Raw genomic sequence first — 23,780 nt, forward strand, 5'->3', positions numbered from 1 at the left:
TTCGGCGGCAGCGTTCAGTCCGCGCTCTCGGAGATCATTTCCAAGAGCGCGGAAGCTTTTCCCATGACTTCCAACGCGGCCTTGTTCCGGGCCAGTTCCTTCTCCAGCCGTTCTACCTGGCGGCGCAGTTTCTCGTTCTCCGCCTCGGCGGCAGGCTTCTTCGGCCTCGCCGGACTGGTGCGCTGGTCGACCAGCTTCTCCAGGGCCCCGGCATCCCGCGCGGCCCGCCATTCCTTGACGTGCGAGTGGTACAGGCGCTCGCGGCGCAGGACTGCGCCCTTCTCGTTCTTCGGGGCGGCGTCGTACTCGGCCACGATCCGCAGCTTGTACTCGGGGCTGAAAGTGCGGCGCTTCGGCCGGGGCGCCGGGTCGGATCCGGCGGGCGTGGTGCTGGTCATGAGGGGGTGGTTCTCCTGTCGTGCCCTCTCAGGCTAACCCGACAAAGCGGGATGTCTCACCCAAGGCTGACAGAGAGGGGGTACACGCGGATGGCGCTGGTCATCGTCCGGGGACGCCTGGCGGACTGGAAGTACCTCGACGTGGCCTACCCGGCCAAGCCCGCCGACTGGAACAGCGAACTGGCCGCATAGAGGCCACGCTGAGTGAACCCCGCCGGATGAAGGCCCTGCAGGACATGTGCAAGTCCAAGCCCACCGACGCCGGCACCCAGCTCGCCCACGTCACCTGCCCGATCCTGGTCGTCGAAGGGAGCCTGGACCCCGACTGGGCCGACCCCCGCGCCGAAGGGGAGAAGATCATCGCCGACCTGCCCGCCGGCCTCGGCGAGCTGGCCGTGATCGACGGCGCCGGCCACTACCCGCACGCCCAGACCCCCGACCAGGTCCTCGCGCTGGCCCTGCCATTCCTGGCCAAGACGGCCCCCCGTGCCTAGGAGTTGTCTTCAAATGTCACGCCCACATCAGGAGCGATGCGAGGGTGACGGCTGCCTGGTAGGACTCGGCGGTCTTGTCGTAGCGGGTAGCGATGCCGCGCCACTGCTTCAAGCGGTTGAAGCACCGTTCCACGACGTTGCGTCGCTTGTAGAGCTGCTTGTCGAAGACCGGCGGGCGCCCGCCTCGGCTGCCGCGCCGGAGCCGGTTGCGGACCTGGTCGGACCGCTCGGGAATGGTGTGACCGATGCCCCGCCGCCTGAGCCACGTGCGGATGGCCCGGGAGCTGTAGCCCTTGTCGCCCAGCACATGGGCGGGCCGTGTGCGGGGCCGTCCCGGGCCGATGCGGGGCACCCGGATGGTTTCCATCATGGCGGTGAACTGGGTGCAGTCGTTGGTGTTGCCGCCCGTGAGGGTGAAGGCGAGCGGGCGGCCCACGCTGTCGCAGGCCAGGTGGATTTTGCTGGTCAGGCCGCCTCGGGAGCGTCCGAGGCCGGGACTGCGGGCCCCCTTTTTCGGGCCCCGGCGGCGTGCTGGTGGGCGCGGACGACGGTGGAGTCGACCGACACCAGCCAGTCAATGTCCCCGGCCGCGTCGGCGTGCGCCTGGGCGGCCCGGAGCATGCGCTCGAAGGTGCCGTCCAGCGCCCACCGGCGAAAGCGGGTGTGCAGGGTGGCCCACGGGCCGTACCGCTCGGGCACGTCCCGCCAGGCCGTCCCGGTACGGAACTTCCACACGATCCCGTTCAGCACCCTGCGGTCGTCCAGCCGCTTCCGGCCCCGCAGCGACACCGGCAGCAGCGGCCCGACGAACTCCCACTCGGCATCGGACAGTTCATGGCGACGTATCACCCCACCATGATCCACCACTCAAGATCTTTTGAAGACACGGCCTAGGGCCGGACTCACCGCCACGGCGGTCACCGAAGCCGCCGCCCTGGTCGACGAGGTCGGGTTCGACCAGCTCGGCATGGGCCTGGTCGCCGAACGGCTCGGGATCAAGCCCCCCTCGCTGTACAAGCACGTCACCGGCCAGACCGACCTCGCCCACCGGATCGCCATCCTGGCCATGAACCAGTGTGCCGACGCCATCCGCGACGCCATCCAGGGCCGGTCCGGCACCGAAGCCCTGGCCCGCGGCGCACAGGCGATGCGGACCTTCGTCAAGGACCACCACGGCCGATACGCCGCAGCCAACGCCGCCCGCCCGACCGGGCCCGACGACCCCCTCATCGACGCCCTCAACCGGGTGGTCGACTCCTGGGCCGCCATGCTCCACGGCTACCACATCGACCCCGACCAGCAGATCCACGCACTGCGGATGCTCCGCACCGTCCTGCACGGATACGCATCCCTGGAAGCAGCCGGCGGGTTCCAGTTCGCCACCGACATCGACGACAGCTTCACCTGGATGATCGACTTCATCGACCACGGCCTGCAGGAGACCACGGCCACCAGCACCCACAGCGCCCCCTCCCGCACGACCGCGCCGGGCGTGACGCTCTGACCGCCGTGCACTGCGCTCCACGTCAGTCCCTGGCCCCACCGAGCACCGGTGGACCACCCGCTCGCCGAACCCCCGCCCCTCCCTTCCGCACCAGCCAGAAGTGGAAACCACCATGAAGCCGGTCCTCACCGCCGTTATTGACATCGACGCCACCCCGCAAGCGGTGTGGGACGTCCTCACCGACTTCGCCGCCTACGGCGAGTGGAGCACCTTCTCCGCAGCCGAGGGAACCGCTCAAGTGGGAAGCCGGCTCACGATGCGCATGCCGGGCATGACCTTCAGGCCCACGGTCACCGTCGCGACACCCGGCCAGGAACTGCGGTGGGTCGGCACGCTCGGCATCAAGCAGCTGTTCCACGGCCGGCACTCCTTCGTCCTTTCCCCCAACCACGACGGCACCACCCGCCTGACCAACCACGAGGAATTCTCCGGCGCCCTGGTCACCCTGATCCGGCCCTTCCTCAGAACACCCAAAAAAGACGGGTACGCCGCGTTCAACACCGGCCTCAAGAAGCGGGTGGAAGTCCGCACCGGGCTCGGGCCGGGTGCGTAGGGTGCCGATGGTCGCGTGGATCGGGATGGCCGCCGCGATGCCCTGCCCCAGCTCTCATTCTGATGACCTCTGCGGTGAAACCGGACCGCCACGGTGACTCACTTGATTCGGTAGGTGGGAGCGGGGATCAGGCAAACATTCCGTGAGGACGATCACCGGGATTCAAGGGCAGTGACGTAGCGCCGTCTGGGACCGTGATGCGGTGTGACGAGCTCGTCAGCGTGCTGTTCCCGTACCTCGACACCGTGCTGGTGGACGCCGTCGTCCCGGCGGACGATGCGGTCGACGTTGTGGCCAGAACCCGGAACGTCGTCGTGAGTTGTCCCGACTGCGCGACGCCGTCCGAGCGGATACACAGCACCTACGAACGGCACCTTGCCGGTGGCCCGGTGGGTGAGCAGGCGGTACGGATCGATCTGTCCGTCCGGCGGTTGTACTGCGAGAACGCTGGTTGTCCGCGCCGTACGTTCGCCGAGCAGGTCGATGGACTCACCGTGCGGTACGGCAGGCGGACTCCGGCCTTGCGCAGGGTGCTGGAGGCGGTGGCCGTGGCTCTCGCCGGCCGTTCCGGGGCTCGTTTCGCGAAGGCCCTGCACAGTGTCGTGAGCCGGATGACGTTGCTCCGGCTGGTGATGGCCGTGCCCGATCCCGTCTGGGCTGTGCCGAAGGTGCTGGGGGTGGACGACTTCGCTACACGCCGCGGGCAGCACTACGGCACCGTCATCATCGACTGCGAGACCGGTCAGCCCCTGGACCTGCTGCCCGGCCGGGACGCCAGGACACTGGCCGCCTGGCTGCTGGCCCATCCCGGTTCAGAGGTCATCTGCCGGGACCGGGCCGGGTCCTACGCCGACGGCGCCCGCTTGTCGCTGACGAAGCCATTCGGCCGTATCGACGACGAGGACTACCCCGCCTACACGATGGGCAGAGCCGCCGAACTGCTCGGCACCACGCAGGGCTTCCTCCGCGCCATCGGCGAAGCCCGCCTCATCACCCCGCTCCGCTCCAAGGGCGGACACCGCCGCTACTCCCGCTACCAGCTGCGCATCGCCGCCCGCGCCCGGGAACTCGTCGACCACGGCACGTCCGTCGAGGCCGCCTGCCGCATCATCATCCTCGAAGACCAGCTCGAAGAAGCCCAGCGCATCAACGCCGAATACCGCCGCACCGCGGAAGCGGCGGACCCGACGAGCACGGCCTGAGACAGCTGAGCCCGTCGGCAACGGCGGGCACCGCACTCCCGACGCCGGTGCCCGGAGTGATCGCCTTCTCCAGGCGACGTCCTGTTAGATCAGCACTCCGGAATGGCCCCGGCGTGGAACGCCGCGTTGCCGTCCACGTACGCCCCGTACGTCCATCCGGTGACGAACAGTTCCTGACCGGTGCTGGCGGAGTAACGCTCTGACAGCGTGTGGTACCAGACGTTTCCGCCGCCGATGTTGTCTCCTCGGTCCCAGCAGTTGGCGATGATCGCGTCCCCGAGTCCCATGTCCGGGACTCCGACCTTGCCGCTGGCAGTGTGGGGGGTGTTGTAGACGCCCACCCCGGTGTTCGAAGTGACGTGGATCAACGCGACCGCGGCGGATGCGCTGCCGGTGGCCACCACCAGTCCACCGACGCTCAGGGCCGCGACTGTTGCCACCATGGCGCCACGTCTCCGTAACGTACTTCTCATTTCATGCCTCCTGGTCACTGCCGTCAGTGCATTGCTCTGCAGAGCCTGCGGGGAAGAGCCCGCCGTGTCATGCCAGGGTCCGCTCAGCGGAACGCCAACGTGGTAGCCCTCTCACGTCTCCGCACCATTTCCTAACCCCTGTGACACTCCGGTCAGGGGCCGTTGGTGGTGGAATGGTGGAAGGCCGTCGACGTGGGAAGGCGGGCACGAGCCGCGGCCGGAGAGTGCGAGACGGCGCCGGGCTCCCCTCCATCACCGCCTCGCACTTGACCGTCCTCACCACCCACCCCGGGGTGCGCGGGAGTACATCCCGGACTCGAAAAAGGCTGGGGAGGACAAAGGGCTGGAGCCGTGTAGTCGGCGATGCGGCTCCAGCCGCTCACAGTGGTCAGATAGTCACTGCGACCCGGGGGCCAGGGGCCGAAAGATACGGGCCGACAAGAAGGACGAAGGCCCCGCGCGGGCAGCGTATACGGGTCGGGTCTTGGTGGCAGCACGTGAACCAGCCGATACCAGCTGGGGCGGCCGGGCGGCGATCGTGAGGTGACTCGTCCGCATCGCGCGGAATCATCCGCCCCGTGAAGGCTGTCGGCGGGTTGCCCCTCCGTGATTCCAGGCGTCTTCCAGCGTGGCGAGAGGCTCGAAGAGCGTGTGGAGCCCTGCGGCCTTGAGGATCCCCAGGTGCCAGGAACGGACGCAGACCAGGGCGAGGTGCCCATCGCGTTCGAGGAGCCTGCGCCGGATCCGGCAGAGCACACCGAGGGTGGAACAGTCGAGGAATTCCACCGGTCGCAGGTCCACGATCAGACGGACACCGTGCCGGGCGGTCACGGCGTCGGTATAGGCCCGGATCTCAGGGATGTTGCTCAGGTCGATGACCCCGCAGAACTCGACCACGACGACACCCCGGTCGAGGCGGCTTCGCGCGTGCCGGCCCGGTGGCGGAAAGTGTTCCGGCAGCGAGTCGGTGCCGTACGGGGCGAAATCCGGGTGCCCGTTGTCGATGCCCATGGCGGTTCCTCATCGCGATCCCCAGAATTCGGGAGTAGGTCATGGGACCGTCACCGGGGGCTCGGGCAACGCTCAACCACCGTAGAAGCAGCGGGAGATGCAAAAACGATCAGAGCCCGAAAGGTCATCCGTTCGGGTGAACGGGACTTGCGCCGGGGCGATGGACCAGTCCGGTTCGGGCCGCGTTCTGTTCCGGGCGGAACGGGTCGATTGTTGGGGCGAGCCTGTCCGCCACCAGCCGGTCGACCCTCGGGGCGGCCAGCACGCCGAGCTGCTGCCGAGTCTGCCCCCGCTGGGTACGACTGCGTGAGTACGTCGACCGTCTGGGAGGCCAACGCCGCCACTCACAACCGCCCAGGTGGTGCAGCCGATGTTCAGGCGCCCCAGGCGCGACAGGGCGCTGCACGTCCGCGAAGCCGACAGCCTCTGAGCCGAGTGTCGCCGTACCGGTCGATGTGGTCGAACACGACCTGGTGGTCGCTGGCGGCACGAGTACGCCAGTCCAGGACTTGCTCGCCTGTCAGTTCATCGAGGACCAGGCCCTGGTCGAATACGTCGGCCCCGCTCTCCGGCGCAGGGCCCACCGCACTCCAACAGACCGACGAACAGGCTGATCGTAGGCGCGCATCAGGAATGTCCCCTTCAGGTGTGACGACCTGGGCATTCCCGGCTGTCTCATCTAGGGGCCGCGGCATTCTGTCTCACGACCTTGTCCCCTGTGTCCAGGTCGCTAGCGCTCAGGGACTTTCGACGTGATACGTGGCCAACAGATCTCCTGCGTCGGGTCATCGTTCGAGGTAGGGGGCGATGGTGGCGGCGGCGGTCGCGGATCGCAGGTAATTCTCGGCGTGGTAGAAGCCGAACAGGGCGTTGATGACGGTGGTGTGGTCCAGGGTGATCCCGTCGAAGAATCGACCTAGTCGGGGCGGGATGGCTACGGGGTCACCGGAGTCGGCGATGTTGACCCAGCGCGTTCTGCCGGGCGTGCGTGTTCCCCGCCGTTCCTGGCCGGCGCCCTGCGGTGCGGGGATGAGGCGTTCGAAGACGGCGCGGGGCAGTGCCAGGGGAGAGCCCAGGATGAGGAACAGTTCGGGTTGCAGTTCCGGGTGGGCGTGCAGGGCTTCGTAGGCGACGACGGAGCCCAGTGAGTGCGCGATGACGATGCGCGGTCCGTGCTGGGCGATCCGCAGGGCCACTTCGTCGCGCGCCGCTATGCGTTGCGGGGCGTCCTCGGCTCGCAGGTAGGCGGCCACCTCGCGGAACAGCAGCCGGATGAAGACGCGCAGGGGGCCTTCGGCGAGGTCGAACCTGCGGGCCACCCAGGACGCCAGTCCCCGCAGGGCCACCGTGGCGTGGCCCTGCGACACCTCCTCGGGAACCCCCAACTCCCGCGCCCATGCCGTGAGCATCTCCTGTGCCAGTGGGTCGTCCAGGAGGTCGGGGTTCCCTGTCCCCTGGGCTACCGGACCGGTGACGAGCTTGTCCGCGTAGTACGCGAAGTCCAGATCGAGCCGGTCCGGGGCGACACCGAGACCGCTGGTCAGCTGCCGTGTCCAGGCGCCGGCCTTGAGTGTGCGCAACTCTTCGACGCGGGTGCCGGACACCTTGGAGCCGAAGCTGTTGCCCACGCCGTGTACGGCGACGATTCGAAGGGGGGCCTGGGCGGGGGTGGTCATCGCAGCCGCCGGAGGAGGGGGGCGAGGCTGAGGACGACCACGTCGTGGCCGACACCGACAACGACGGTGCCGTCGAGGGTGACGGTTGCGGCTGTCGGTACGTCAGGAAGGTGATAAGTGGTGAGACAGGACCCAGTGGTGAGGTCCCACAGCCGCACCGACCCGTCGTCGCTGACGGTGACGGCGTGGGGGCGACCGTCCAGCCCGGCCGCCGCCACCGAAGTGACCTTGCCGGTGTGGCCGGTGAGCTGGCGGGTCTGGTCTCCGGTCGTCAGGTCCCACACCCGCGCCAACGTGTCGTAGCTGGCGGTGACAGCGTGGGGGCGGCCGTCCAACTCCCTGGAAGATTCTCCGCGACTGCCGCCTCAAGGGCGATGGCGTCCACCACGCCGTGCTCGGCATCGCCCGACTGCACAACCTCGCTCTCGCGGGATAACTCCCGCGGCATACGAGACCAGCGAGGTCCCAGGAAGACGGCTCCCCACCTCGCCGACTCGGAGGATTCTCAGTCGAGACAGAACTCGTTGCCCTCAATGTCCTGCATCACAATGCAGGACTCGTTCTCGCCGTCGGCACGCATCGTTCGCACATGTCCCGCGCCAAGCGCGACCAGCCGTGCGCATTCCGCTTCAAGCGTGGCCAGGCGCTCCTCACCCACGAGCCCGATACCGGCCCGCACGTCAAGGTGCAGCCGGTTCTTGACGACCTTCCCTTCGGGAACACGCTGGAAGAGCAGGCGCGGGCCCACACCCGAGGGATCACTACACGCGAAGTAGATCACCTGATCCTCAGGCGGCAGTGACCGATGGTAGTGCTCCCAAGTGGCGAACCCAGACGGGATCGGAGGTACGACGTACCCCAGCACCTCGCACCAGAAGCCGGCGAGACGCGCAGGTTCCGCGCAGTCGAAGGTCACTTGGAACTGCTTGATCATGGACATCGGCGCACGATAACAGGGGCCATGCCATCCGCTGCCGTGTCGTACGGTCGAAGGGGCGAACCGAGGTCGGTGCCTCCCAAAGGGCGGGACCCAGAATCCAATCCTGGCCAACCACTCTCGTGCCAAAGATCAGTTACGGGACAACCTTTGGCTTCTCGGCGCTCAACGGCGGAACCGTCTGCAGCACATGGAGGGCGGCCCGCGAGAGGAGGCTGTCCAGTTGAGTACCAGCCGACGGCCGCGACGGGGCCTCGGTCACTGCGGCGAGCCATGCGCCTTCCCATTTGGTCGGGGAGCCGTCCAGCGTGTGGTGAAGCTCGCTGACAACTCGCGCCCACGCGCTTCGTACCTGATCCGGCCCACTGGTGAGGACAGCGTCGAGCGCCGCGCGCAGAGCGGTTTCGTCGTAGGTGTTCGCTCGGCGTTCGGCCTCTTGGAGTTCGCGATGCTCTCGCTCCCACGGTGCCTCCTCCGGCGGGCTGTCCCAGAATGCCGTAGCAGCGCGCAGAGTCGGATGAGTATCTCGCGCGGCAAGGGCCCGTTCCAGGACGGTGGGGTCCTCGGGCGGTGGGAATGCGACCGCCAGGCGGGAGACTTGCTCGTGGACAGCAGACAGCAGGCCCCAGCGCTCCATCCAATGCAGGGCGTCGGCCTGGGGAAGCAAGCCGGGGCTGACCCGGCCAATGTGCAGCGCGAGGAATTGCTCTGCGCCGGCGCGGGTGAGCAGCAACAACGCGAGGTCACGCCTGGTTTGGGATTCCCGGCCCAATGCCTCTGCCAGATCCTGCAGCGGCGTCTGCAGCTCTTGGGTGTAGAGAAGTTCATGGTGAGCGGCAAGTCCCACCAGGGCGTCAGCCACGTTGGACAGTAGGGCGTCGGTGAGCGGTGCCTGGCGAGGGTGATGGCGCGGGCAGGGTGCCGCTGCGGACCTTGGAGTCGTCCTCGCGGAACGTGCAGCCCTGGACGTGGTGCAGGAGGTTCTCGATGCCCCAGTGGCCTCTGATCCAGGTGGCGAGTTCGGTGGACAGCACGTTGCTGTCATGCCGAGTTCCTCGGCAGCCCTGGGGCGAGCTTCATGAAGGTAACGCTCCACGGGCTCGTAGTTGCCGGTAAGCCTGTGTTCCTGGACCAGCCGCTCTTGGATCACCGACGCCTTCATCGCGCGCTCCAGAGTCTCGATCGGACCCGGAACGGCCACTGCGGAAATTGGTGCTGCGTAACCGGTTGCGCACATTCCCCGAATGCGCCTACCTTGCTGCGCAACCGGTTACGCAACCTCTGGAGGAGTGCATCCCACGTGGTGAACATCCGTGACATCGCGGCTGAGGCCGGTGTGTCCGTGGCGACGGCGTCGCGTGCGCTCACCGGCAGGGGCCGGGTCTCAGCGGCGACGGTGGAGCGGGTGCGTACCATCGCGGATCGGCTGCAGTTCCAGCCGAACGAAATAGCTCGCAGCCTCTCCTCGGGCCGTTCCCACTCCCTCGGGCTGATCGTTCCGGACATCACGAACCCGTTCTTCCCGGAGCTCATGGCCGGTGCGGAGAGCGCGGCGAAGGAACGCGGGCAGACCATCCTGCTTGCCGCATCGCCAGAGGCGGAGTCGGCGCGGGAGGATCTCCGGTTGCTGCGTGCGCGCGGGGTCGACGGCTTCATCGTCGTGGGCAATCCGTTCGACTCCGCCGCGCTGCTGCGGGAGGCGGCCGGGACGCAACCGCTGGTTGTCGTCGACCGGGCGGAGTCGATCACCGACATCTCGACGGTCGTCACGGACCATGTCGAAGGCGCCGCAATCGCGGTGCGCCACCTGCTGGCGCTCGGGCACACCCAGATCGCCCACATCAGCGGCCCGTCCGAGCTCGATGTCACCGCGCTGCGTGTCTGCGGATACGAGAGCGAGATGCGCAAGGCCGGCCTCGAACCGACCATCGTCGAGGGCGGTTTCACCGCGGACTGCGGAGCCAACGCCGTGGGCCGGCTGCTTGACGGGCCCGAGCCGCCGACGGCCGTCACGACGGCGAACGACATCGCCGCCATCGGTGCCATGAACGCCGTGTTCGCCCGGGGCATGCGGGTGCCGGAGGACCTCAGCGTCGTCGGCTACGACAACATCGCGCTGGGGGCGCTCGTCCGTCCCGCCCTGACGACCGTCGCCCAGGAGATCGGGGAGCTGGGTTCGCGCGCCGTGGCGGAGCTCGACCGGCAGATGTCCGGCGATCACACGGTACGGACGGTCCTGCTCGGCACCCGTCTCGTCCAGCGCGGCACGACGAAGGCGGCGTCATGAACTCCGTGCGGGCCGTGGGGAGTGTCAACAGAGACCTCCGGCCCGCGGTCGTCCCGCACGTGCGGTACTGGCCTCGGCGTCCTCGCCGCCTGTCTCGCCGAGGACCGCGACCCGCGCACGGATTCGGAGATCACCGCGGCCCGACAGGCGTCGATCTCACCGCGACCGGGATCGACGCCCCCATGCCGGCTGACCAGCTCGATCACGCCTGGCGTTCACAGGAGAGCGATATGCAGACGAAGGAGTCCGCGGTATGAGCGTCGATGAGAAGAAGGGCAGCGCGATCGAGACGAACGGTGTCAATCCCGTTCCGCTCGACGAGCGCCGGGGCAAACCGAGCGGGCTCTTCGCGGTCTGGTTCGCCTGGAACGTCTCGATCCTGGGGGTCAGCTACGGGATCTACGTCTTCGGCCTGGGCCTGAACGTCTGGCAGACCATCGTGGCCGGATCCCTCGGGTACGCGATCTCCTGCACGATGGTCGGCGTACTCGCCGTCGGCGGTCCGCGCACCGGCCTTCCGACCCTGGTACAGACGAGGTTCGCCTTCGGTATCCAGGGCAACCGCATACCGGCGTTCTTCGCCTATCTCTCCAACATGGGCTGGAAGATCACCATCATCACGCTCGCCTCGACCACGGGCGCGAACCTCTTCGGGAAGCTGTGGCCGGGCGTCTTCGCCGACTCCCACGGGTCGAGCTCGACCTTCACCATCGTGATCTGGTTCGTCCTCGTTCTGGCCGTCACGATGACCGTGTCCGTGCTGGGACACGAGTTCATCATGCGGATCGAGGTGTGGGTCTCGTGGGTCACGGGCGTCATGACCCTCGCGTTCCTCGGGTTCGTACTCCCCGAGGTCCACTGGTCCCATCTCGGTGACTCGCCCGCGGGCGGACCGTTCGTCTTCATCGGCGGCGTCGTCATGGCGATGACGATGGTCGGCCTCGGGTTTCTCAACTACGGCGGGGATTTCGCCCGTTACCTGCGGCCGGACACCCCGGCGCGCGGTGTCGTCGGCTGGACCGCCGCCGGACTCAGCCTGCCCGTCGTGCTGCTGCTGATCGTCGGCGCCCTGCTGGTCGGCAGCGACCCCGAGCTCGGAGCTGCCGCCGCGGCCGATCCGATCGGCGCGCTCACCGATCTGCTGCCCATGTGGTTCTTCGTCCCCTTCTCCGTCGTCATCGTCGTCTCCCTCGTCTCCGCCGCCATCACCGGCATCTACAGCTCCGGGCTCGCACTGATGGCCGTCGGTGTCCCCCTGCGCCGCTCGGCGACGACCTCGTTCAACGCGGTGGTCATCGCTCTGGGCGCGTTCTACCTGCTGTTCATCTCGAACTCGTTCCTGGACACGTTCCAGTCGTTCCTGTCGCTGATCGCCGTGATGATGGGGACGATGGGCGGCATCCAGCTGGTCGACTTCGTACGCCAGCACCGGATGGGGTGGAACACGGACATGGCACTGCCGGCCGGATACGGCGGGCGCAACGGCCGCTGGACGGCCCTGGTCAGCCTCGGCGTCGGGACCGTCGTCGGGCTCGGCCTCGTCACCAGTGCCGACCCCAACTTCGCGAAGGTGACCGGCTTCCTGCTCACGAAGGCGGGCCGCGACGGAGTGTTCGGCGCCAGCAGTCTCGGCGTCGTCATCGCGATGGTGATCGCGGCGGCGCTCTACGCCGTGCTCACATACGCGCTGGGGCTCGATCCGCGGCCCGACTATTCACGTGCGTCAGCCGACGACCGTGCCAAGAAGCCCGCGGCGGTGGAGCGTTGACCGGCGCGACGGCACGCGGGCAGGGCACGTTCGCCGACCCGGACGCCTGGCACCGGCCGGCCGCGTACTGGTTCTGGCACGAGCCGCCCGACCCGGCACTGATCCGGCGTCAGGTGCACGAGATGTACGAGGCGGGCATCCACAGCTTCCAGATCCAGGCCCGCCTGTCGTACCCGCGCGAGGGATATCTGGACGAGGACTTTCTCGCGGCGTGCCGGCTCGCGGTCGATACGGCGAGTGGGCTCGGCATGGTTGTCGGGCTCTACGACGACTACAACTGGCAGAGCGGCCACGCGGCCGGCCGAGCGGTCAGCGGCCATGACGAGCTGCGTGAACGTCATCTGTTCTGGATCCGGCTCGCGCCGGGCTCCCGCGCGGGCGAGGTGAGCGGCATCCGCTCGGCGACGCAGTCCCTCGGCCGGGCGGCGATGGAGTGGCACTACGAGGGCGGCAACGTCGCCTGGACGGACTGGCGTTGCGAGTACGTGGTGGCCGGCGGCGTCGAGCGCGACGCCGCGAGCGTCCAGGTGGACGGGCGGGCACAGGGCTGCCGGGTCACGCTGGAGGACACGGCGCCGGCCGATGCCGAGGTCGTGGTGTTCGTGTCCGCCCGCTGTGCGACGTCGCGTCTGGTCAATCCGATGGATCCCGTCGCCGTCGACCGTTTCATCGCGGCCGGCTACGAACCGTTCGCCCGGGCCCTCGGCGACCACTTCGGCTCGACCGTCGCCTATCTGTTCTTCGACCAGCCGCACGCCGTCTTCTACGACTGGGCGGAGCAAACCGGTCAGCAGCGATCGGCGATCCCGTACCACCACAGCCTCGGCGACGCATTGCGCAAGGAACTCGCCGATGACCTGCCGCGCGCCCTGACCGCCTTGCTCGGCGGCGCCGACACCGAGGCGCGCAGCCTGCGCACCCGTTTCTACGACCACTTCAGCCGGCACGCACAGGAGACGTTCCTCGGACGCGTCCGGGACTGGTGCCGCGGTCACGGGCTGCTCGTGTCCGGGCACGAAGTGCTCGGACACGTCGGTGGCTGGAACCTCGACACCGCCTTCTCGAACTGGGACCTGCGGGTCAACTTCGGCCTCGACCACTTCGGCGTCGACGGCTACCGCGACCTGACCGCGGTGGACGCGCAGGACGCCGTCGACCAACTCAGCCCGGTTTTCGGCGACTCGGTGGCCCGCCACCACGGGCGCAGCGGAACACTGGTCGAGCAGTACTTCCTCACCCCGCCACCGGGCGGCACGCCGTGGTCGGGGCACTGGGGTCTGAGTCTGAGGGAGCTGCGGGCCACCGCGATGACGCATCATCTGCGCGGCATGCGGCAGATGATCTTCCACGGCTTCTATCAGACCCATGGGCACGGCCACGACCACGAGTCCCTCGCCAACCCCCGGTTCGACTTCCCGCCGGGCATCAACTTCGAGCCGTGGTTCACCGGCCATCACGCCCGCTTCGCACAGGAGAGCGCGCGGGTGAGCGAGTTCCTCGAACCCGTACGTCCGCGTACCGATGTCGCGGTCCTCTACCCGCTCCGTACGGTGTGGTCGGAAGGGCAGTGCGCACGGCAGGCCCGTGAACTGGGCCAGTGGGCGGCCGGGTTGTCCTCGGCGGGCGTTCCCTTCCTGCTCATCGACGAGCGTGACCTCGCCGCCGCGGAAGCCAAGGACGGCGCCCTGCACATCGGCGACCGGAGTTTCCGCGCCCTCGTCCTGCCCGCGACGACCACACTGCGGTCGAGCAGGACGATGGACGCACTGCGCGACCTGCTCGCCGCAGGCGTACCAGTGGTGGCAAGCGGGCCGAAGCCGGAGGTCTACGAGTACGGGCCGCAGACGGCGAGCAGGGACTGGGCACGCCTCGGCGCATCGACCACGAGCCTCGACACGGTCCCCGCTGCCGCCGAGCTGTCCGGCCTCTTCCCGGCACCGGCACAGGAGTTGTCGGTGCGGGCGCCTTCGGATTCGGTTCCGACGGATTCCGCACTGCGCGTCCGCGCGGGCACGGACGGCCTCGGGGCGCTGCGCGTCGCGCTGTTCGCGACCGCCGGAACGGGTACCCAGGCGACGGTCGGCCTCCCGCCCGGAGACTGGATCGTCGAGGACTGGGAGCCGGCCACCGGACAGCGGCAGACGATCGGCACCGCCTCGTCCACGCTGACGATCGCCCTCGCCGACCAGGAGGTACGCCTGCTCCGCCTGCACGCGGCTGCGGGCGCGCCCAGCACCGGGGTGAGCGGACCGTTGCACGTCCCGTCGCGTTGCGAAGGGCCCTCGCTGACGACCGCCACCGTGCTCGATTCGGGCTGGCAACTCGAACTCCCTCAGGAGGCTCACACAAGCGCGGGCACCAGCCGCCCCATCGCCGTGACCGCAGGCTGGGAACAGCAGGGCCTGGACACCTTCGCCGGCATCGCGGACTACGTACGCGAGATTCCCGCGAGCGGGATGCCGCGCCACCTCGAACTGCCGGCCGTCGCCGGCGCGGTGGAGGTTCTCGTCGACGGCATGAGCGTCGCAGCCGCCGGCTGGCCCCCGTACCGGTTCATCCTGCCCGGCCTGCCATCGCCCGGCGCCGAGCCCTGCGAACTGCGCGTACGCGTGGCTCCCCCGGCGGCAAACCACTACTACGCCGGCACCGGCCTACGAGCAGGCCCAGAGCCGTGCGGCCTGCTCGCACCGCCGGTCCTCGCCGACGCCGATACCGAATCCGCCATGACGAACGACGACTCAGAGAGCCACCATGCTTAAGGGACTCAACCCGCTCCTCACCCCAGACCTGCTCCACGCCCTCGCCGCGATGGGGCACGGCGACACGATCGCGATCGTCGACCGCAACTTCCCGGCGCACTCGCTGAGCGATCGCGTCATCGACCTGGCCGCAGCGGGCGTCGTCGAAACCGGCGAGGCCATCTTCAGCTTGCTGCCCCTCGACACCTTCGTGCCGTCACCGCTCGCACGGATGGAGATCGTCGGAGACCCGGACACGATTCCCGATGTGCAGGCCGAGTTCATCCGTGCCGCCTCGCGGTCCGCCGATCGCTCTCTCGATGTGGAGCCGATCGAACGCCATGCCTTCTACTCCCGGACGAAGGGCGCGTTCGCGGTCGTCAAGACCGGCGAGACACGGCCGTACGGCTGCTTCCTGGCCGCCAAGGGTGTACTGCCGGAGCCGGTCCGCCCATCCGAGAGTTCTACCAGCCCATCGACCACGACTCCGTACAGGCCCTAAAGAAAGGCAGGTCGACGATGACGGAATCTCCCGGCAGCGGGACCGACGGCGGCACCCCCGGCAGACAGCAGCTCCAGGTGGAGGTGCACGGCCTCGACGTGATCGGGGACGCCGAGCGCAAGGGCACGCCACGCACGCTGTTCTGGCCCTGGTTCGGGGCCAACGTCGGTGTTCTGGGCCTGAGTTACGGCGCTTTCGCGCTCGGCTTCGGCATCTCCTTCTGGCAGGCGCTGGTGGCCGGATCGCTCGGCATCGTGCTGTCCTTCCTGCTCTGCGGATTCATCGCGGTCGGAGGCAAGCGTGCGTCCGCGCCGACGATGGTGCTCAGCCGCGCCGCGTACGGCATCCGCGGCAACCGGCTGCCCTCGGCGATCTCGTGGGTGCTCACCGTCGGCTGGGAGATCGTGCTCGTCTCCCTCGCCACCATGGCCACTGCCACCGTCTTCGACCGGCTCGGCTGGGGCGGCGGCAGTGGGATCAAGGTGGTTGCCCTGCTCCTGGTCAGCGCGCTGACCGTGATCGGCGGGGTGATGGGCTTCGACCTGATCATGCGCCTGCAGACGGTGATCACGGTCGTCACCGGCGTCCTCACGATCGTCTACATCGCGCTGGTGGCCGACCACATCCACTGGCACACCGTCAGCGCCGTGCCGGCCGGCTCCGCGCAGGAGTTCATCGGCGCCCTGGTCTTCATGATGACCGGCTTCGGCCTCGGCTGGGTCAACGCCGCCGCGGACTACTCCCGTTACCTGCCGCGCGACTCCACCAGCCGGGGGGTCATCGGCTGGACTACCTTCGGCGGTTCGGTGGCGCCCCTGCTCCTGCTGGTGTTCGGCCTGCTCCTCGCGGCCTCCTCCGGCGACCTCAGCAAGGCCATCGGCCTCGACCCCATCGGCGCGCTGACCACGATCCTGCCGCAGTGGTTCCTGGTCCCCTTCGCCGTGGTCGCCGTGCTCGGCATGGTCGGAGGCGCGGTCCTCGACATCTACTCCTCCGGCCTGGCGCTGCTCGCCGCGGGGCTGCGCGTGCCGCGGTACGTGGCCGCGCTCGTCGACGGCGTCCTGATGATCGCCGGTTCGGTCTACATCGTGTTCTTCACCGACGACTTCCTCGGCCAGTTCATCGGCTTCCTCACCACGCTGGGCGTCCCAGTCGCCGCCTGGTGCGGGATCATGCTGGCCGACCTGGCGCTGCGCCGCCGGGACTACGACGAGGCCGACCTGTTCCGTAGCGACGGGCGGTACGGCGATGTTCCGCTGCGGCCCCTGCTGCTCACCCTGGCCGCGACCGGGATCGGCTGGGGACTGGTCACCAACGCTGCGGCGAGCTGGCTGGAGTGGCAGGGCTATCTGCTCGGGCCGCTCGGCCTCGGCGGGAAGTCGGGCTCGTGGGCGTACGCAAACCTGGGCGTGCTGGTGGCCCTCGTACTCGGCTTCCTCAGCACGCTGGCCCTCGGCCGCGGGCGGGTCAGGGCGCAGGAACTTCGGGCGGCGAGCCCGGTGGCTACGGAGGCGGTGGTGAGCGGATGAACAACGGTGACGTACAGAGGGTTAGGCCGAACGACGGCGCTAGGCCGTGTCTTCAAAAGATCTTGAGTGGTGGATCATGGTGGGGTGATACGTCGCCATGAACTGTCCGATGCCGAGTGGGAGTTCGTCGGGCCGCTGCTGCCGGTGTCGCTGCGGGGCCGGAAGCGGCTGGACGACCGCAGGGTGCTGAACGGGATCGTGTGGAAGTTCCGTACCGGGACGGCCTGGCGGGACGTGCCCGAGCGGTACGGCCCGTGGGCCACCCTGCACACCCGCTTTCGCCGGTGGGCGCTGGACGGCACCTTCGAGCGCATGCTCCGGGCCGCCCAGGCGCACGCCGACGCGGCCGGGGACATTGACTGGCTGGTGTCGGTCGACTCCACCGTCGTCCGCGCCCACCAGCACGCCGCCGGGGCCCGAAAAAGGGGGCCCGCAGTCCCGGCCTCGGACGCTCCCGAGGCGGCCTGACCAGCAAAATCCACCTGGCCTGCGACAGCGTGGGCCGCCCGCTCGCCTTCACCCTCACGGGCGGCAACACCAACGACTGCACCCAGTTCACCGCCATGATGGAAACCATCCGGGTGCCCCGCATCGGCCCGGGACGGCCCCGCACACGGCCCGCCCATGTGCTGGGCGACAAGGGCTACAGCTCCCGGGCCATCCGCACGTGGCTCAGGCGGCGGGGCATCGGTCACACCATTCCCGAGCGGTCCGACCAGGTCCGCAACCGGCTCCGGCGCGGCAGCCGAGGCGGGCGCCCGCCGGTCTTCGACAAGCAGCTCTACAAGCGACGCAACGTCGTGGAACGGTGCTTCAACCGCTTGAAGCAGTGGCGCGGCATCGCTACCCGCTACGACAAGACCGCCGAGTCCTACCAGGCAGCCGTCACCCTCGCATCGCTCCTGATGTGGGCGTGACATTTGAAGACAACTCCTAGGCCCGGCCGGGCAAGCGACAGCACAGGGGAGGCCCGGCCGCAGGCCGCACCGCACGCCCGGCCGGACGCTGTGCCGCGCGGGCTGCTGGCCGTCATCGACATGCAGCGCGTGTTCGCCGAGCCCGACAGCCCCTGGTCGACGCCTCGCTTCGACGAAGCGGCCGAGGGAGTACGCCGACTGCTGCCGGTCCTCGGGGAGCGCGTCACCCTACCGTGAGCCTTACTGCGGTCGACCTCACAGGGATCAGCTGGGACAACGCCACACAGTGGCCCACCGCTGAGTGGGCGGCTCGCCTGCGTAGCGCATCTGTGGAGGACCCTCCCGGGTCCGGAGTCTTCGTTGTCCTTCCTGATACGGGCCGCGACTTTGCCGATCTCGGCTCCCTGGTACCAACGTGATGAGACACAACAGTCGTGGTAGCTCAGCAGGTTGATTCCACGACGTCATCGAACGTCAGCTGTTGCGGGGCGGTGTTGATCGGCTCCGGAGGCCGCTCGAACTCGATGCGGTAGTCGCTGCCGGTGGCCCGGCTGACAGGTGGCCAGCCTCCGAGCGCGGTGTGCGGTCGCTCGTGGTTGTAGTAGTTGAGGAAGTCCGCGAGCGCGGCCCTGTGCTTCCGCTCGGAGGTGTAGTCGCGCACGTAGGGGAGCCTGTCACAGAAGGCCTCACGATTCACCCGTCGCCGACACTCAAGGGTCTTGGTGCTCTCGCTCATGTGGATCCGGGTCTCCGTACGGGATGTGGTCAACGGCGGTCGGTGAACTGCATGAGGGCGTGTACGGCCGGTATGCGGGACGGGCCGGCCGATGCCTTGGCCGGGAGCAGCGGTCCGTACGACTGGGTGGGCGTGACTTCAGCGCCTGGGTCCGCCGCGGCCGGGCACGGACAACGGTGAGATCCGCCAGGCCTTCCTGGCCGCGCACCACCAGGTCGAGGCGCTTGGGCCCGTAGTGCGTCCACAGCTCCAGTGCGGCCTTCAGGAGCGCTGCGCGGTCCTCGCGGGACATTCTCTCGACGGCGTTTGCCAGCAGCTGTGCATCGCCTGTGTGCAGACGCGCGTGCTGGACGAGGAGGTAGATGGTCCGCAGGGGCAGGCGGCGGGACGGTCCGCGTTGGGCTCTTGCATCACTCGGAGGTTGCAGACGGCCCCGGCGGTCACCGCGAGCGCGATCGGGTCCTCGTCGTCGAGGAACCTGGCCGCCAGGGACGCCCAGCACGGCGCGCACCCAACGATGCACGCGCCGATCTGCGCGGACGCGGTCCGCATGTCCGGCGCGCCCGCAACTCCCCAGCGGCTGGGGGCGGACGGTTGGAGATCCGTGACGGAGTGGCCGCTGTCGTGATGGTGGAGGGTGCCGGCGTTGGCAGCGGCGTATGCGGTGCCCCGGGCGTGGCTCGTCTTTCTCGCCCGGCTCTTACGGCCGTGGCTCACGGTCATACGGATCTCGTATTTCCCGCGCCCGGCCCCATGACCCGATGCGCGCGATGAAGAGCAGCATGCGGAAGGCTCAACAGCTGTACGACTGTGTGGCCGGTGAGGCGGCTCGTGTACGGCGACGCGAAGGTGTTCATGAGCTGAGCACGGATGTCGGCCGTGGGAGCCAGCCGGTACGCGGCCAGGTTCAACTGCGCCGCCAGCGGGGGTCTACTGCCGTACCTCGGCCGCATCGGTGGCGACCTTGCGCGCGATGGCCGCGTTGCACTGCCGTACGCGGCCCGCCGTACTACTCACCCTCGTCGAGAGCCCGAAAGTCGCGACTGCGAGGCAATCCCTTCACCAGCTCCAAAAACCCTCGCGTAGACGACCGTTGGTGACCAGCACCGACATGTCGCCTTCCAGCACGGACACCCTACTCAGGTCTGTCACCCGGCCGCCCGCCTCCGTGACGATGACCGGCATCGGAGCAACGTCCTCGTAGCCCATCGGCGGAGCGGCGATGACACCGGCATCGGCCCGGCCCGTCACCAGGGCCACAACCATGCCTGTCGAGGGCACCAGGAGGACCCGGCGATGAAGAGCACCAAGGAGTTCCTCCGGCCACCCGGCCGGACTGTACATCAAGCGTCCTCGCCCCTCCCAGCCCGGCCCGCTCCGTGACCCGGGCACGACGGCCCGACTGCAAGTCAGGCTCCAGGCCAGACAGCACCCAGCAGCCCAGACCGCGACCCGCCGCAATCATCTGCCGACTCATGGGCATGTTGATCACGCCGATAGCCGGCCCGTGCTCGTCCTCGTAGGCGAGGTCGTTCGAGAACAACGGCACCCGGTGCGTGAAGTACTTCGTGCCGTTGATCGGATCGATGATCCAACGCCGCCCCGATAACCCGCTGGTCACACCTCCCTCCTCTCCGAAAACCCCGTCATCCGGGACCCTCCGGCTCAACCCATCCCGGGTGAGCTCCTCGACAGCCACGTCGATCTCGGTGACCTCGGTGCCGTCCTCCTTGAGACGGCTGTGCCAGTCCGAACAGCGAAGTCAAGAAGCTCCTGGTCAACGGGAGGGGCATCGCACACGTAGTCCATCCGCCGAGCCTTTCACGGCTCTCTGAGCACCGAGTGGGGCCAGATCAACTTCTTACGCTGTGGAGCCGCTTCTGGCCCGTGCCGTGGAGCCCAATGAGGTGCTTACAAACACCAGGACAACCGGCTGGTTCCTGGAGGGCCGGGGGGCCGCGCTTGCGGCCGGCTCGGTGAACATCCGGTGGATGGCCTGTCCGACGATCCGCGCCCTGCCGGACGCGCTGTCGTGTTCCGCCATCAGTCGGCGGCCCGCGCCGAGGTGACTGCGGTGCGGGCCGCGTGTTCGACCGCCGCGATGCCGCCCGTCATCGACGTGTTGCCGTCGGAGAGGACCGCGACGAGGTAGTGGTGTGTTCCCGAGGTGACCCGTCCGACGCTGTTGATGTCCCACAGGCCGGTGGTGCTGCGCTGTAGCCAGCCGTTCTTGAGTGCCCATCCGGCGCCGGAGTCGGAGGCCGCCGAGACGCCCCACGACTGTCCGGCGGCGATGCGGGTCATCAGCGTACGGATGTAGTTCCGGGACGTCGTGGTCAGTACGGACCCGGTCGCGGACGAGGTCGTGTCGTCGGTGAACACCGCGCGCAGCAGGCGGATCTGGTCGCTCACCGTGGTGCGCGTCAGACCCCACGTGCCGCCGGCCCCACCCACGGTCGCAGACAGGCCCAGGCGCTTGTTGACCGCCTCCAGGCCGGGCGCCAGGCCGATCTCCCGCCAGAGGGCGCTCGCCGCGTCGTTGTCGCTGCGCTCGATCATCGCCTCGGCCCGCGTACGCTCCTGCCCGGTGAGGCCGCGCCCGGCGTCCTGCGCCCGGAGGAGCAGCGCCGCGAGGACGTCGACCTTGATGATGCTGGCCGTGTCGTAGGGGACGTCCTTCCCGCGCACCCGCGGCTTGCCGGCGGGGTGGTCCAGGTCCAGCACGGCGCTCGTCACACGCGCCTCGCTCTCTCCGCTCGCCTGCGCGGTTGCCCGCGCGGCGTCGGCTCCGGAGGGCACCGGTGTCCCGGTGACGGCTGCCGCGGCCGGACCGGCCGCGGCGATCGCGGCGAGGGTGGCCAGGGAACCGGTGAGGAGCGCCGCGCACAGGCCGGCACGCCTGTCGCGTTGGCCGGGCGTGCGCGCACTCGGGACGGCCGGTCGGGAATTCGGGCGGTACGACATGGGGCCTCGGCAGTTCGGGGGCAGGAGCGACACAGACCTGCGAACGTAGACGAGGCGACGGTTCCCCGACGTGACCGGTGCCACGAAAAGGCCCTGACACCGCGATGTGTGAGGACACCCACAACTCCCGGACCGCCCAGAATCGGCATGCTCGCCCACGCCGTAGACGGGGAGAGCCCGTCGAGACACCCCGGTACACCGGCCGCCGCCACCGCGGACGATGCCCGGCGAAACCTGCCGTCTCTGCGGGTGGGTAGGGGCGCGGAAGGACCGGCCGCCGGAGCTGACGCGTCACGCTGCGGAGAACACAGGCTGTTCGTGTCCTCCGCAGCGTGGCAGCGCCGTGCGTTTCCGCCCCCCCGGCCGCCCGCACAACCGCCGCACTGTCCGTCCACGACGCGCCGGCAGCCCTGGCAGCGTCCCGTCCAGACCGGAAGCCGCACCGGCTACAGGCACGCGAGGTTCGAGCACTCGACGAACAAGGACAGAACCAACTGCAACACCCACAGGAACTCCCTCAAGGCCAGGTCCAGCACAGTCCCCTGCGCTCGCCTCGTCCTGGCCTCCGGCGTGTTCATCGCCCCGACGACGTCCAGGCAGCACGTCGCACGTCGACCACACCGTGGGACAGACCGCCGACAGCACCACCCGGCCGGACCGTTGAAGGACGCGAGGAACAGCTCCCGGGCCGGAACAGACGCCGCCAGCCTTGAGAAAGTCGCCCCCGGCCACCGACCACCGCCACCACAGGACCTGAGGCGGGCCTCGGGCGGGCCGCTGAATGAGCACGGTCAGCAGTTCGTTCTTCCGGCCGTGCCGCCGGGCCCGGGACCGGCGGCACGGCCGGAAGAAGACGACGACCGCCGCCAACACCGCCACGTCGGACCTCAGCACGGACACCGCCCTCCCCCACCCAGAAGTGCCCTTCATCCAGGACCATCCGGGTCTGGACAGCAACCGGTGAGAAAATGCCGCAGCCGGCCAGGAACAGCGGCAAAGGACCTACAGGCCGACCCAATCCACGTCACCGGCCGCAGCCGCAGCCGCAGCCGGTGCAACGCGACGTCCCACACCAGTGCACGAGGCACCCCCACAAGACACCGCCACAGTTCCGTCACGCCATACCAACAGATCAACACCACGGCCAACGAACACACCTGCCCGGCAGCCGGGCAACAACCACCATCCACGACCGGCACCACCGGCGCCAGCACCGGCACCGGCACCGGCACCGGCAGTCCCGCACAGCCGACCGGTTGGGGAACGGGGGCTGCGGGCCGGCGCCGACATCCCGGACGGTCCGACGTGCCCGGTACCCACACGGCACTCCCAGTCCCCCGCCACCCCCATACCCCCCGTAGCCCCCTCCCCATCCGCAACATCAAGGCCAGAGCGCCGAACTGGCGTTCATCAGGGAGCTCACCGGAAGTGCTGCGCCGGCTGCAGCAGCGCATGGCGTGCAATGACCGGGCCGTTTCCCCGCGCTCTCACGGTCTGTGCCTCATGGGACCCACAACCATCCAGGAGGTCCTGAGATGTCTTCCGACAGCTCCGACTCACGCCCGCTGCAGCATCACGCCGGGCGGCACGCCTCCGCCGACGCACCCGGACGGACGACGGAACAGGTCCGTCCGCGAACCGCGCCCGCACCGGAACCCGCACCTGCTGCCGCTGGCGCGTCACCGGCAGCGGCGGATCACCGCCCTCGCAGCCCTCGGCCACTCCATCGTCTCCCCGACCCCGACCCCGACCCCGACCACCCGGATACCGTCGATGACGGCACGTCCGGCACCGGACGGACCACCCCTCGGGCAGTTCCGGACACCAGTGCAACTACCAGTGACCTGACCGTCACCTTCTACAAACTCACCCCACCACCTCATCGCCCCCACCCAACCACCACCACCGGATACGACGAGCCGCCCACAAGAAGCAGCAACAAACGACCCCGAAACAGCACGGACGGTCTGTCAATACTCGGCGGGCACTCCGCCACCAACAGGCACACAGACTCGGCCACTCCGGCCATCCCGGAAGCCGCCACGACGCCGGAATCTCACCCCACAGGAATCGGAGCGCGCGAGCCTGCCA

The 23,780-nt window shown here is 68.9% G+C and carries 22 protein-coding genes and 6 pseudogenes; 15 read left to right on the forward strand and 13 right to left on the reverse strand.

Translation table 11 applies throughout. From position 1 onward, the window contains the following. Positions 1-14: 14 nt before the first annotated feature. Complete coding sequence (locus OG194_RS00365; protein ID WP_327398715.1) at positions 15-398, reverse strand: hypothetical protein; 384 nt, start codon at positions 396-398, stop codon at positions 15-17. A 218-nt stretch (positions 399-616) separates the two neighbouring features. Here OG194_RS00365 and OG194_RS00370 point away from each other — a divergent pair, with 218 nt between their 5' ends. Beyond that, positions 617-892, forward strand: a complete 276-nt coding sequence (locus OG194_RS00370; protein ID WP_327398748.1) for an alpha/beta fold hydrolase — start codon at positions 617-619, stop codon at positions 890-892. Positions 893-908: 16 nt separating this feature from the next. Here OG194_RS00370 and OG194_RS00375 read toward each other — a convergent pair. Beyond that, positions 909-1,738, reverse strand: a pseudogene (locus OG194_RS00375) (IS5 family transposase). Between the two features lie 31 nt (positions 1,739-1,769). Between OG194_RS00375 and OG194_RS00380 the strand changes: the two are divergent. The 4 genes and pseudogenes from OG194_RS00380 (at position 1,770) to OG194_RS00395 (ending at position 4,151) form a co-directional block, all read left to right on the forward strand. Next, the gene (locus tag OG194_RS00380) at positions 1,770-2,396 is read left to right on the forward strand and encodes a TetR-like C-terminal domain-containing protein (RefSeq protein ID WP_327398749.1); all 627 of its coding nucleotides are present in this window, start codon (positions 1,770-1,772) and stop codon (positions 2,394-2,396) included. A 112-nt stretch (positions 2,397-2,508) separates the two neighbouring features. Beyond that, positions 2,509-2,949, forward strand: coding sequence for an SRPBCC domain-containing protein (locus OG194_RS00385; protein WP_327398750.1), 441 nt, complete (start codon positions 2,509-2,511; stop codon positions 2,947-2,949). A gap of 197 nt (positions 2,950-3,146) precedes the next feature. Further along, positions 3,147-3,803, forward strand: a pseudogene (locus OG194_RS00390) (transposase family protein); the annotation flags it as partial. Positions 3,804-3,869: 66 nt separating this feature from the next. Continuing rightward, a complete protein-coding gene (locus tag OG194_RS00395; RefSeq protein ID WP_327406947.1) occupies positions 3,870-4,151 on the forward strand; it encodes a MerR family transcriptional regulator in 282 nt (93 codons plus the stop codon). An 89-nt stretch (positions 4,152-4,240) separates the two neighbouring features. Here OG194_RS00395 and OG194_RS00400 read toward each other — a convergent pair whose 3' ends face one another. The 4 genes from OG194_RS00400 to OG194_RS00415 all read right to left on the reverse strand — a co-directional run bounded on the left by OG194_RS00400 (position 4,241) and on the right by OG194_RS00415 (position 7,595). Beyond that, positions 4,241-4,594: a hypothetical protein gene (locus OG194_RS00400; protein WP_327398751.1), complete on the reverse strand. Its 354-nt coding sequence runs from the start codon at positions 4,592-4,594 to the stop codon at positions 4,241-4,243. A 597-nt stretch (positions 4,595-5,191) separates the two neighbouring features. Beyond that, complete coding sequence (locus OG194_RS00405) at positions 5,192-5,635, reverse strand: STAS domain-containing protein (RefSeq protein ID WP_327398752.1); 444 nt, start codon at positions 5,633-5,635, stop codon at positions 5,192-5,194. A 785-nt stretch (positions 5,636-6,420) separates the two neighbouring features. Continuing rightward, positions 6,421-7,311, reverse strand: coding sequence for a serine peptidase (locus tag OG194_RS00410; RefSeq protein WP_327398753.1), 891 nt, complete (start codon positions 7,309-7,311; stop codon positions 6,421-6,423). Beyond that, positions 7,308-7,595, reverse strand: coding sequence for a hypothetical protein (locus tag OG194_RS00415; protein WP_442811772.1), 288 nt, complete (start codon positions 7,593-7,595; stop codon positions 7,308-7,310). Before OG194_RS00415 ends, OG194_RS00410 begins: the two co-directional genes overlap by 4 nt. A 44-nt stretch (positions 7,596-7,639) precedes the next feature. Here OG194_RS00415 and OG194_RS00420 point away from each other — a divergent pair. Next, a pseudogene (locus OG194_RS00420) lies at positions 7,640-7,747 on the forward strand (IS5/IS1182 family transposase); the annotation flags it as partial. A gap of 69 nt (positions 7,748-7,816) precedes the next feature. Here OG194_RS00420 and OG194_RS00425 read toward each other — a convergent pair. From OG194_RS00425 to OG194_RS00435, 3 genes are all read right to left on the reverse strand, one after another. Beyond that, positions 7,817-8,251 carry a VOC family protein gene (locus OG194_RS00425; RefSeq protein WP_327398755.1) on the reverse strand — a complete coding sequence of 145 codons (435 nt, stop codon included), beginning with the start codon at positions 8,249-8,251 and terminating at the stop codon, positions 7,817-7,819. Between the two features lie 133 nt (positions 8,252-8,384). After that, a complete protein-coding gene (locus OG194_RS00430; protein ID WP_327398756.1) occupies positions 8,385-9,110 on the reverse strand; it encodes a hypothetical protein in 726 nt (241 codons plus the stop codon). Beyond that, complete coding sequence (locus tag OG194_RS00435; RefSeq protein ID WP_327398757.1) at positions 9,103-9,282, reverse strand: hypothetical protein; 180 nt, start codon at positions 9,280-9,282, stop codon at positions 9,103-9,105. Before OG194_RS00435 ends, OG194_RS00430 begins: the two co-directional genes overlap by 8 nt. A gap of 266 nt (positions 9,283-9,548) precedes the next feature. On the opposite strand from OG194_RS00435, the gene OG194_RS00440 reads away from it, so the two are divergent. The 7 genes and pseudogenes from OG194_RS00440 to OG194_RS00470 all read left to right on the forward strand — a co-directional run. Next, entirely contained in the window at positions 9,549-10,535 is a 987-nt protein-coding gene (locus OG194_RS00440; RefSeq protein WP_327398758.1) for a LacI family DNA-binding transcriptional regulator, read from the forward strand. 253 nt (positions 10,536-10,788) lie between these two features. Next, a complete protein-coding gene (locus tag OG194_RS00445) occupies positions 10,789-12,303 on the forward strand; it encodes a purine-cytosine permease family protein (RefSeq protein WP_327398759.1) in 1,515 nt (504 codons plus the stop codon). Then, the gene (locus OG194_RS00450; protein WP_327398760.1) at positions 12,300-15,062 is read left to right on the forward strand and encodes a hypothetical protein; all 2,763 of its coding nucleotides are present in this window, start codon (positions 12,300-12,302) and stop codon (positions 15,060-15,062) included. The genes OG194_RS00445 and OG194_RS00450 overlap by 4 nt, the downstream gene beginning before the upstream one ends. After that, a complete protein-coding gene (locus OG194_RS00455; RefSeq protein WP_327398761.1) occupies positions 15,055-15,543 on the forward strand; it encodes an RbsD/FucU family protein in 489 nt (162 codons plus the stop codon). Before OG194_RS00450 ends, OG194_RS00455 begins: the two co-directional genes overlap by 8 nt. Positions 15,544-15,560: 17 nt before the next feature. Next, a complete protein-coding gene (locus OG194_RS00460; RefSeq protein WP_327398762.1) occupies positions 15,561-17,072 on the forward strand; it encodes a purine-cytosine permease family protein in 1,512 nt (503 codons plus the stop codon). An 87-nt stretch (positions 17,073-17,159) separates the two neighbouring features. Next, positions 17,160-17,989: pseudogene (locus tag OG194_RS00465) on the forward strand (IS5 family transposase). Between the two features lie 90 nt (positions 17,990-18,079). Further along, a pseudogene (locus OG194_RS00470) lies at positions 18,080-18,217 on the forward strand (cysteine hydrolase); the annotation flags it as partial. Positions 18,218-18,431: 214 nt separating this feature from the next. Here OG194_RS00470 and OG194_RS47570 read toward each other — a convergent pair. Next, on the reverse strand, positions 18,432-18,725 hold the full coding sequence (locus OG194_RS47570) for an integrase core domain-containing protein (RefSeq protein WP_442811472.1): 294 nt from the start codon (positions 18,723-18,725) through the stop codon (positions 18,432-18,434). Positions 18,726-19,146: 421 nt separating this feature from the next. On the opposite strand from OG194_RS47570, the gene OG194_RS00480 reads away from it, so the two are divergent. After that, a complete protein-coding gene (locus tag OG194_RS00480) occupies positions 19,147-19,353 on the forward strand; it encodes a hypothetical protein (RefSeq protein WP_327398763.1) in 207 nt (68 codons plus the stop codon). 431 nt (positions 19,354-19,784) lie between these two features. Here OG194_RS00480 and OG194_RS00485 read toward each other — a convergent pair whose 3' ends face one another. From OG194_RS00485 to OG194_RS00495, 3 genes and pseudogenes are all read right to left on the reverse strand, one after another. Beyond that, the gene (locus OG194_RS00485) at positions 19,785-19,991 is read right to left on the reverse strand and encodes a hypothetical protein (protein ID WP_327407428.1); all 207 of its coding nucleotides are present in this window, start codon (positions 19,989-19,991) and stop codon (positions 19,785-19,787) included. A 217-nt stretch (positions 19,992-20,208) separates the two neighbouring features. Next, positions 20,209-20,424 (reverse strand): annotated as a pseudogene (locus OG194_RS00490) (inositol monophosphatase family protein); the annotation flags it as partial. Positions 20,425-20,768: 344 nt separating this feature from the next. Further along, a complete protein-coding gene (locus OG194_RS00495; protein WP_327398764.1) occupies positions 20,769-21,689 on the reverse strand; it encodes a serine hydrolase in 921 nt (306 codons plus the stop codon). 781 nt (positions 21,690-22,470) lie between these two features. On the opposite strand from OG194_RS00495, the gene OG194_RS00500 reads away from it, so the two are divergent. Beyond that, positions 22,471-22,653: a hypothetical protein gene (locus OG194_RS00500; protein ID WP_327398765.1), complete on the forward strand. Its 183-nt coding sequence runs from the start codon at positions 22,471-22,473 to the stop codon at positions 22,651-22,653. Positions 22,654-23,780: the final 1,127 nt, after the last annotated feature.

It is taken from the genome of Streptomyces sp. NBC_01288 (assembly GCF_035982055.1).
Lineage (GTDB): Bacteria > Actinomycetota > Actinomycetes > Streptomycetales > Streptomycetaceae > Streptomyces.

Excerpts from the sequence above, each read along its gene's own strand:
- OG194_RS47570 (WP_442811472.1), bottom strand. The coding sequence starts at position 18,725 with ATGAGCGAGAGCACCAAGACCCTTGAGTGTCGGCGACGGGTGAATCGT.
- OG194_RS00395 (WP_327406947.1), top strand. The coding sequence starts at position 3,870 with ATGGGCAGAGCCGCCGAACTGCTCGGCACCACGCAGGGCTTCCTCCGC.
- OG194_RS00370 (WP_327398748.1), top strand. The coding sequence starts at position 617 with ATGAAGGCCCTGCAGGACATGTGCAAGTCCAAGCCCACCGACGCCGGC.
- OG194_RS00400 (WP_327398751.1), bottom strand. The coding sequence starts at position 4,594 with ATGGTGGCAACAGTCGCGGCCCTGAGCGTCGGTGGACTGGTGGTGGCC.
- OG194_RS00455 (WP_327398761.1), top strand. The coding sequence starts at position 15,055 with ATGCTTAAGGGACTCAACCCGCTCCTCACCCCAGACCTGCTCCACGCC.
- OG194_RS00495 (WP_327398764.1), bottom strand. The coding sequence starts at position 21,689 with ATGTCGTACCGCCCGAATTCCCGACCGGCCGTCCCGAGTGCGCGCACG.
- OG194_RS00365 (WP_327398715.1), bottom strand. The coding sequence starts at position 398 with ATGACCAGCACCACGCCCGCCGGATCCGACCCGGCGCCCCGGCCGAAG.
- OG194_RS00500 (WP_327398765.1), top strand. The coding sequence starts at position 22,471 with ATGAGCACGGTCAGCAGTTCGTTCTTCCGGCCGTGCCGCCGGGCCCGG.
- OG194_RS00460 (WP_327398762.1), top strand. The coding sequence starts at position 15,561 with ATGACGGAATCTCCCGGCAGCGGGACCGACGGCGGCACCCCCGGCAGA.
- OG194_RS00445 (WP_327398759.1), top strand. The coding sequence starts at position 10,789 with ATGAGCGTCGATGAGAAGAAGGGCAGCGCGATCGAGACGAACGGTGTC.
- OG194_RS00385 (WP_327398750.1), top strand. The coding sequence starts at position 2,509 with ATGAAGCCGGTCCTCACCGCCGTTATTGACATCGACGCCACCCCGCAA.
- OG194_RS00410 (WP_327398753.1), bottom strand. The coding sequence starts at position 7,311 with ATGACCACCCCCGCCCAGGCCCCCCTTCGAATCGTCGCCGTACACGGC.
- OG194_RS00485 (WP_327407428.1), bottom strand. The coding sequence starts at position 19,991 with ATGGTTGTGGCCCTGGTGACGGGCCGGGCCGATGCCGGTGTCATCGCC.
- OG194_RS00425 (WP_327398755.1), bottom strand. The coding sequence starts at position 8,251 with ATGTCCATGATCAAGCAGTTCCAAGTGACCTTCGACTGCGCGGAACCT.
- OG194_RS00405 (WP_327398752.1), bottom strand. The coding sequence starts at position 5,635 with ATGGGCATCGACAACGGGCACCCGGATTTCGCCCCGTACGGCACCGAC.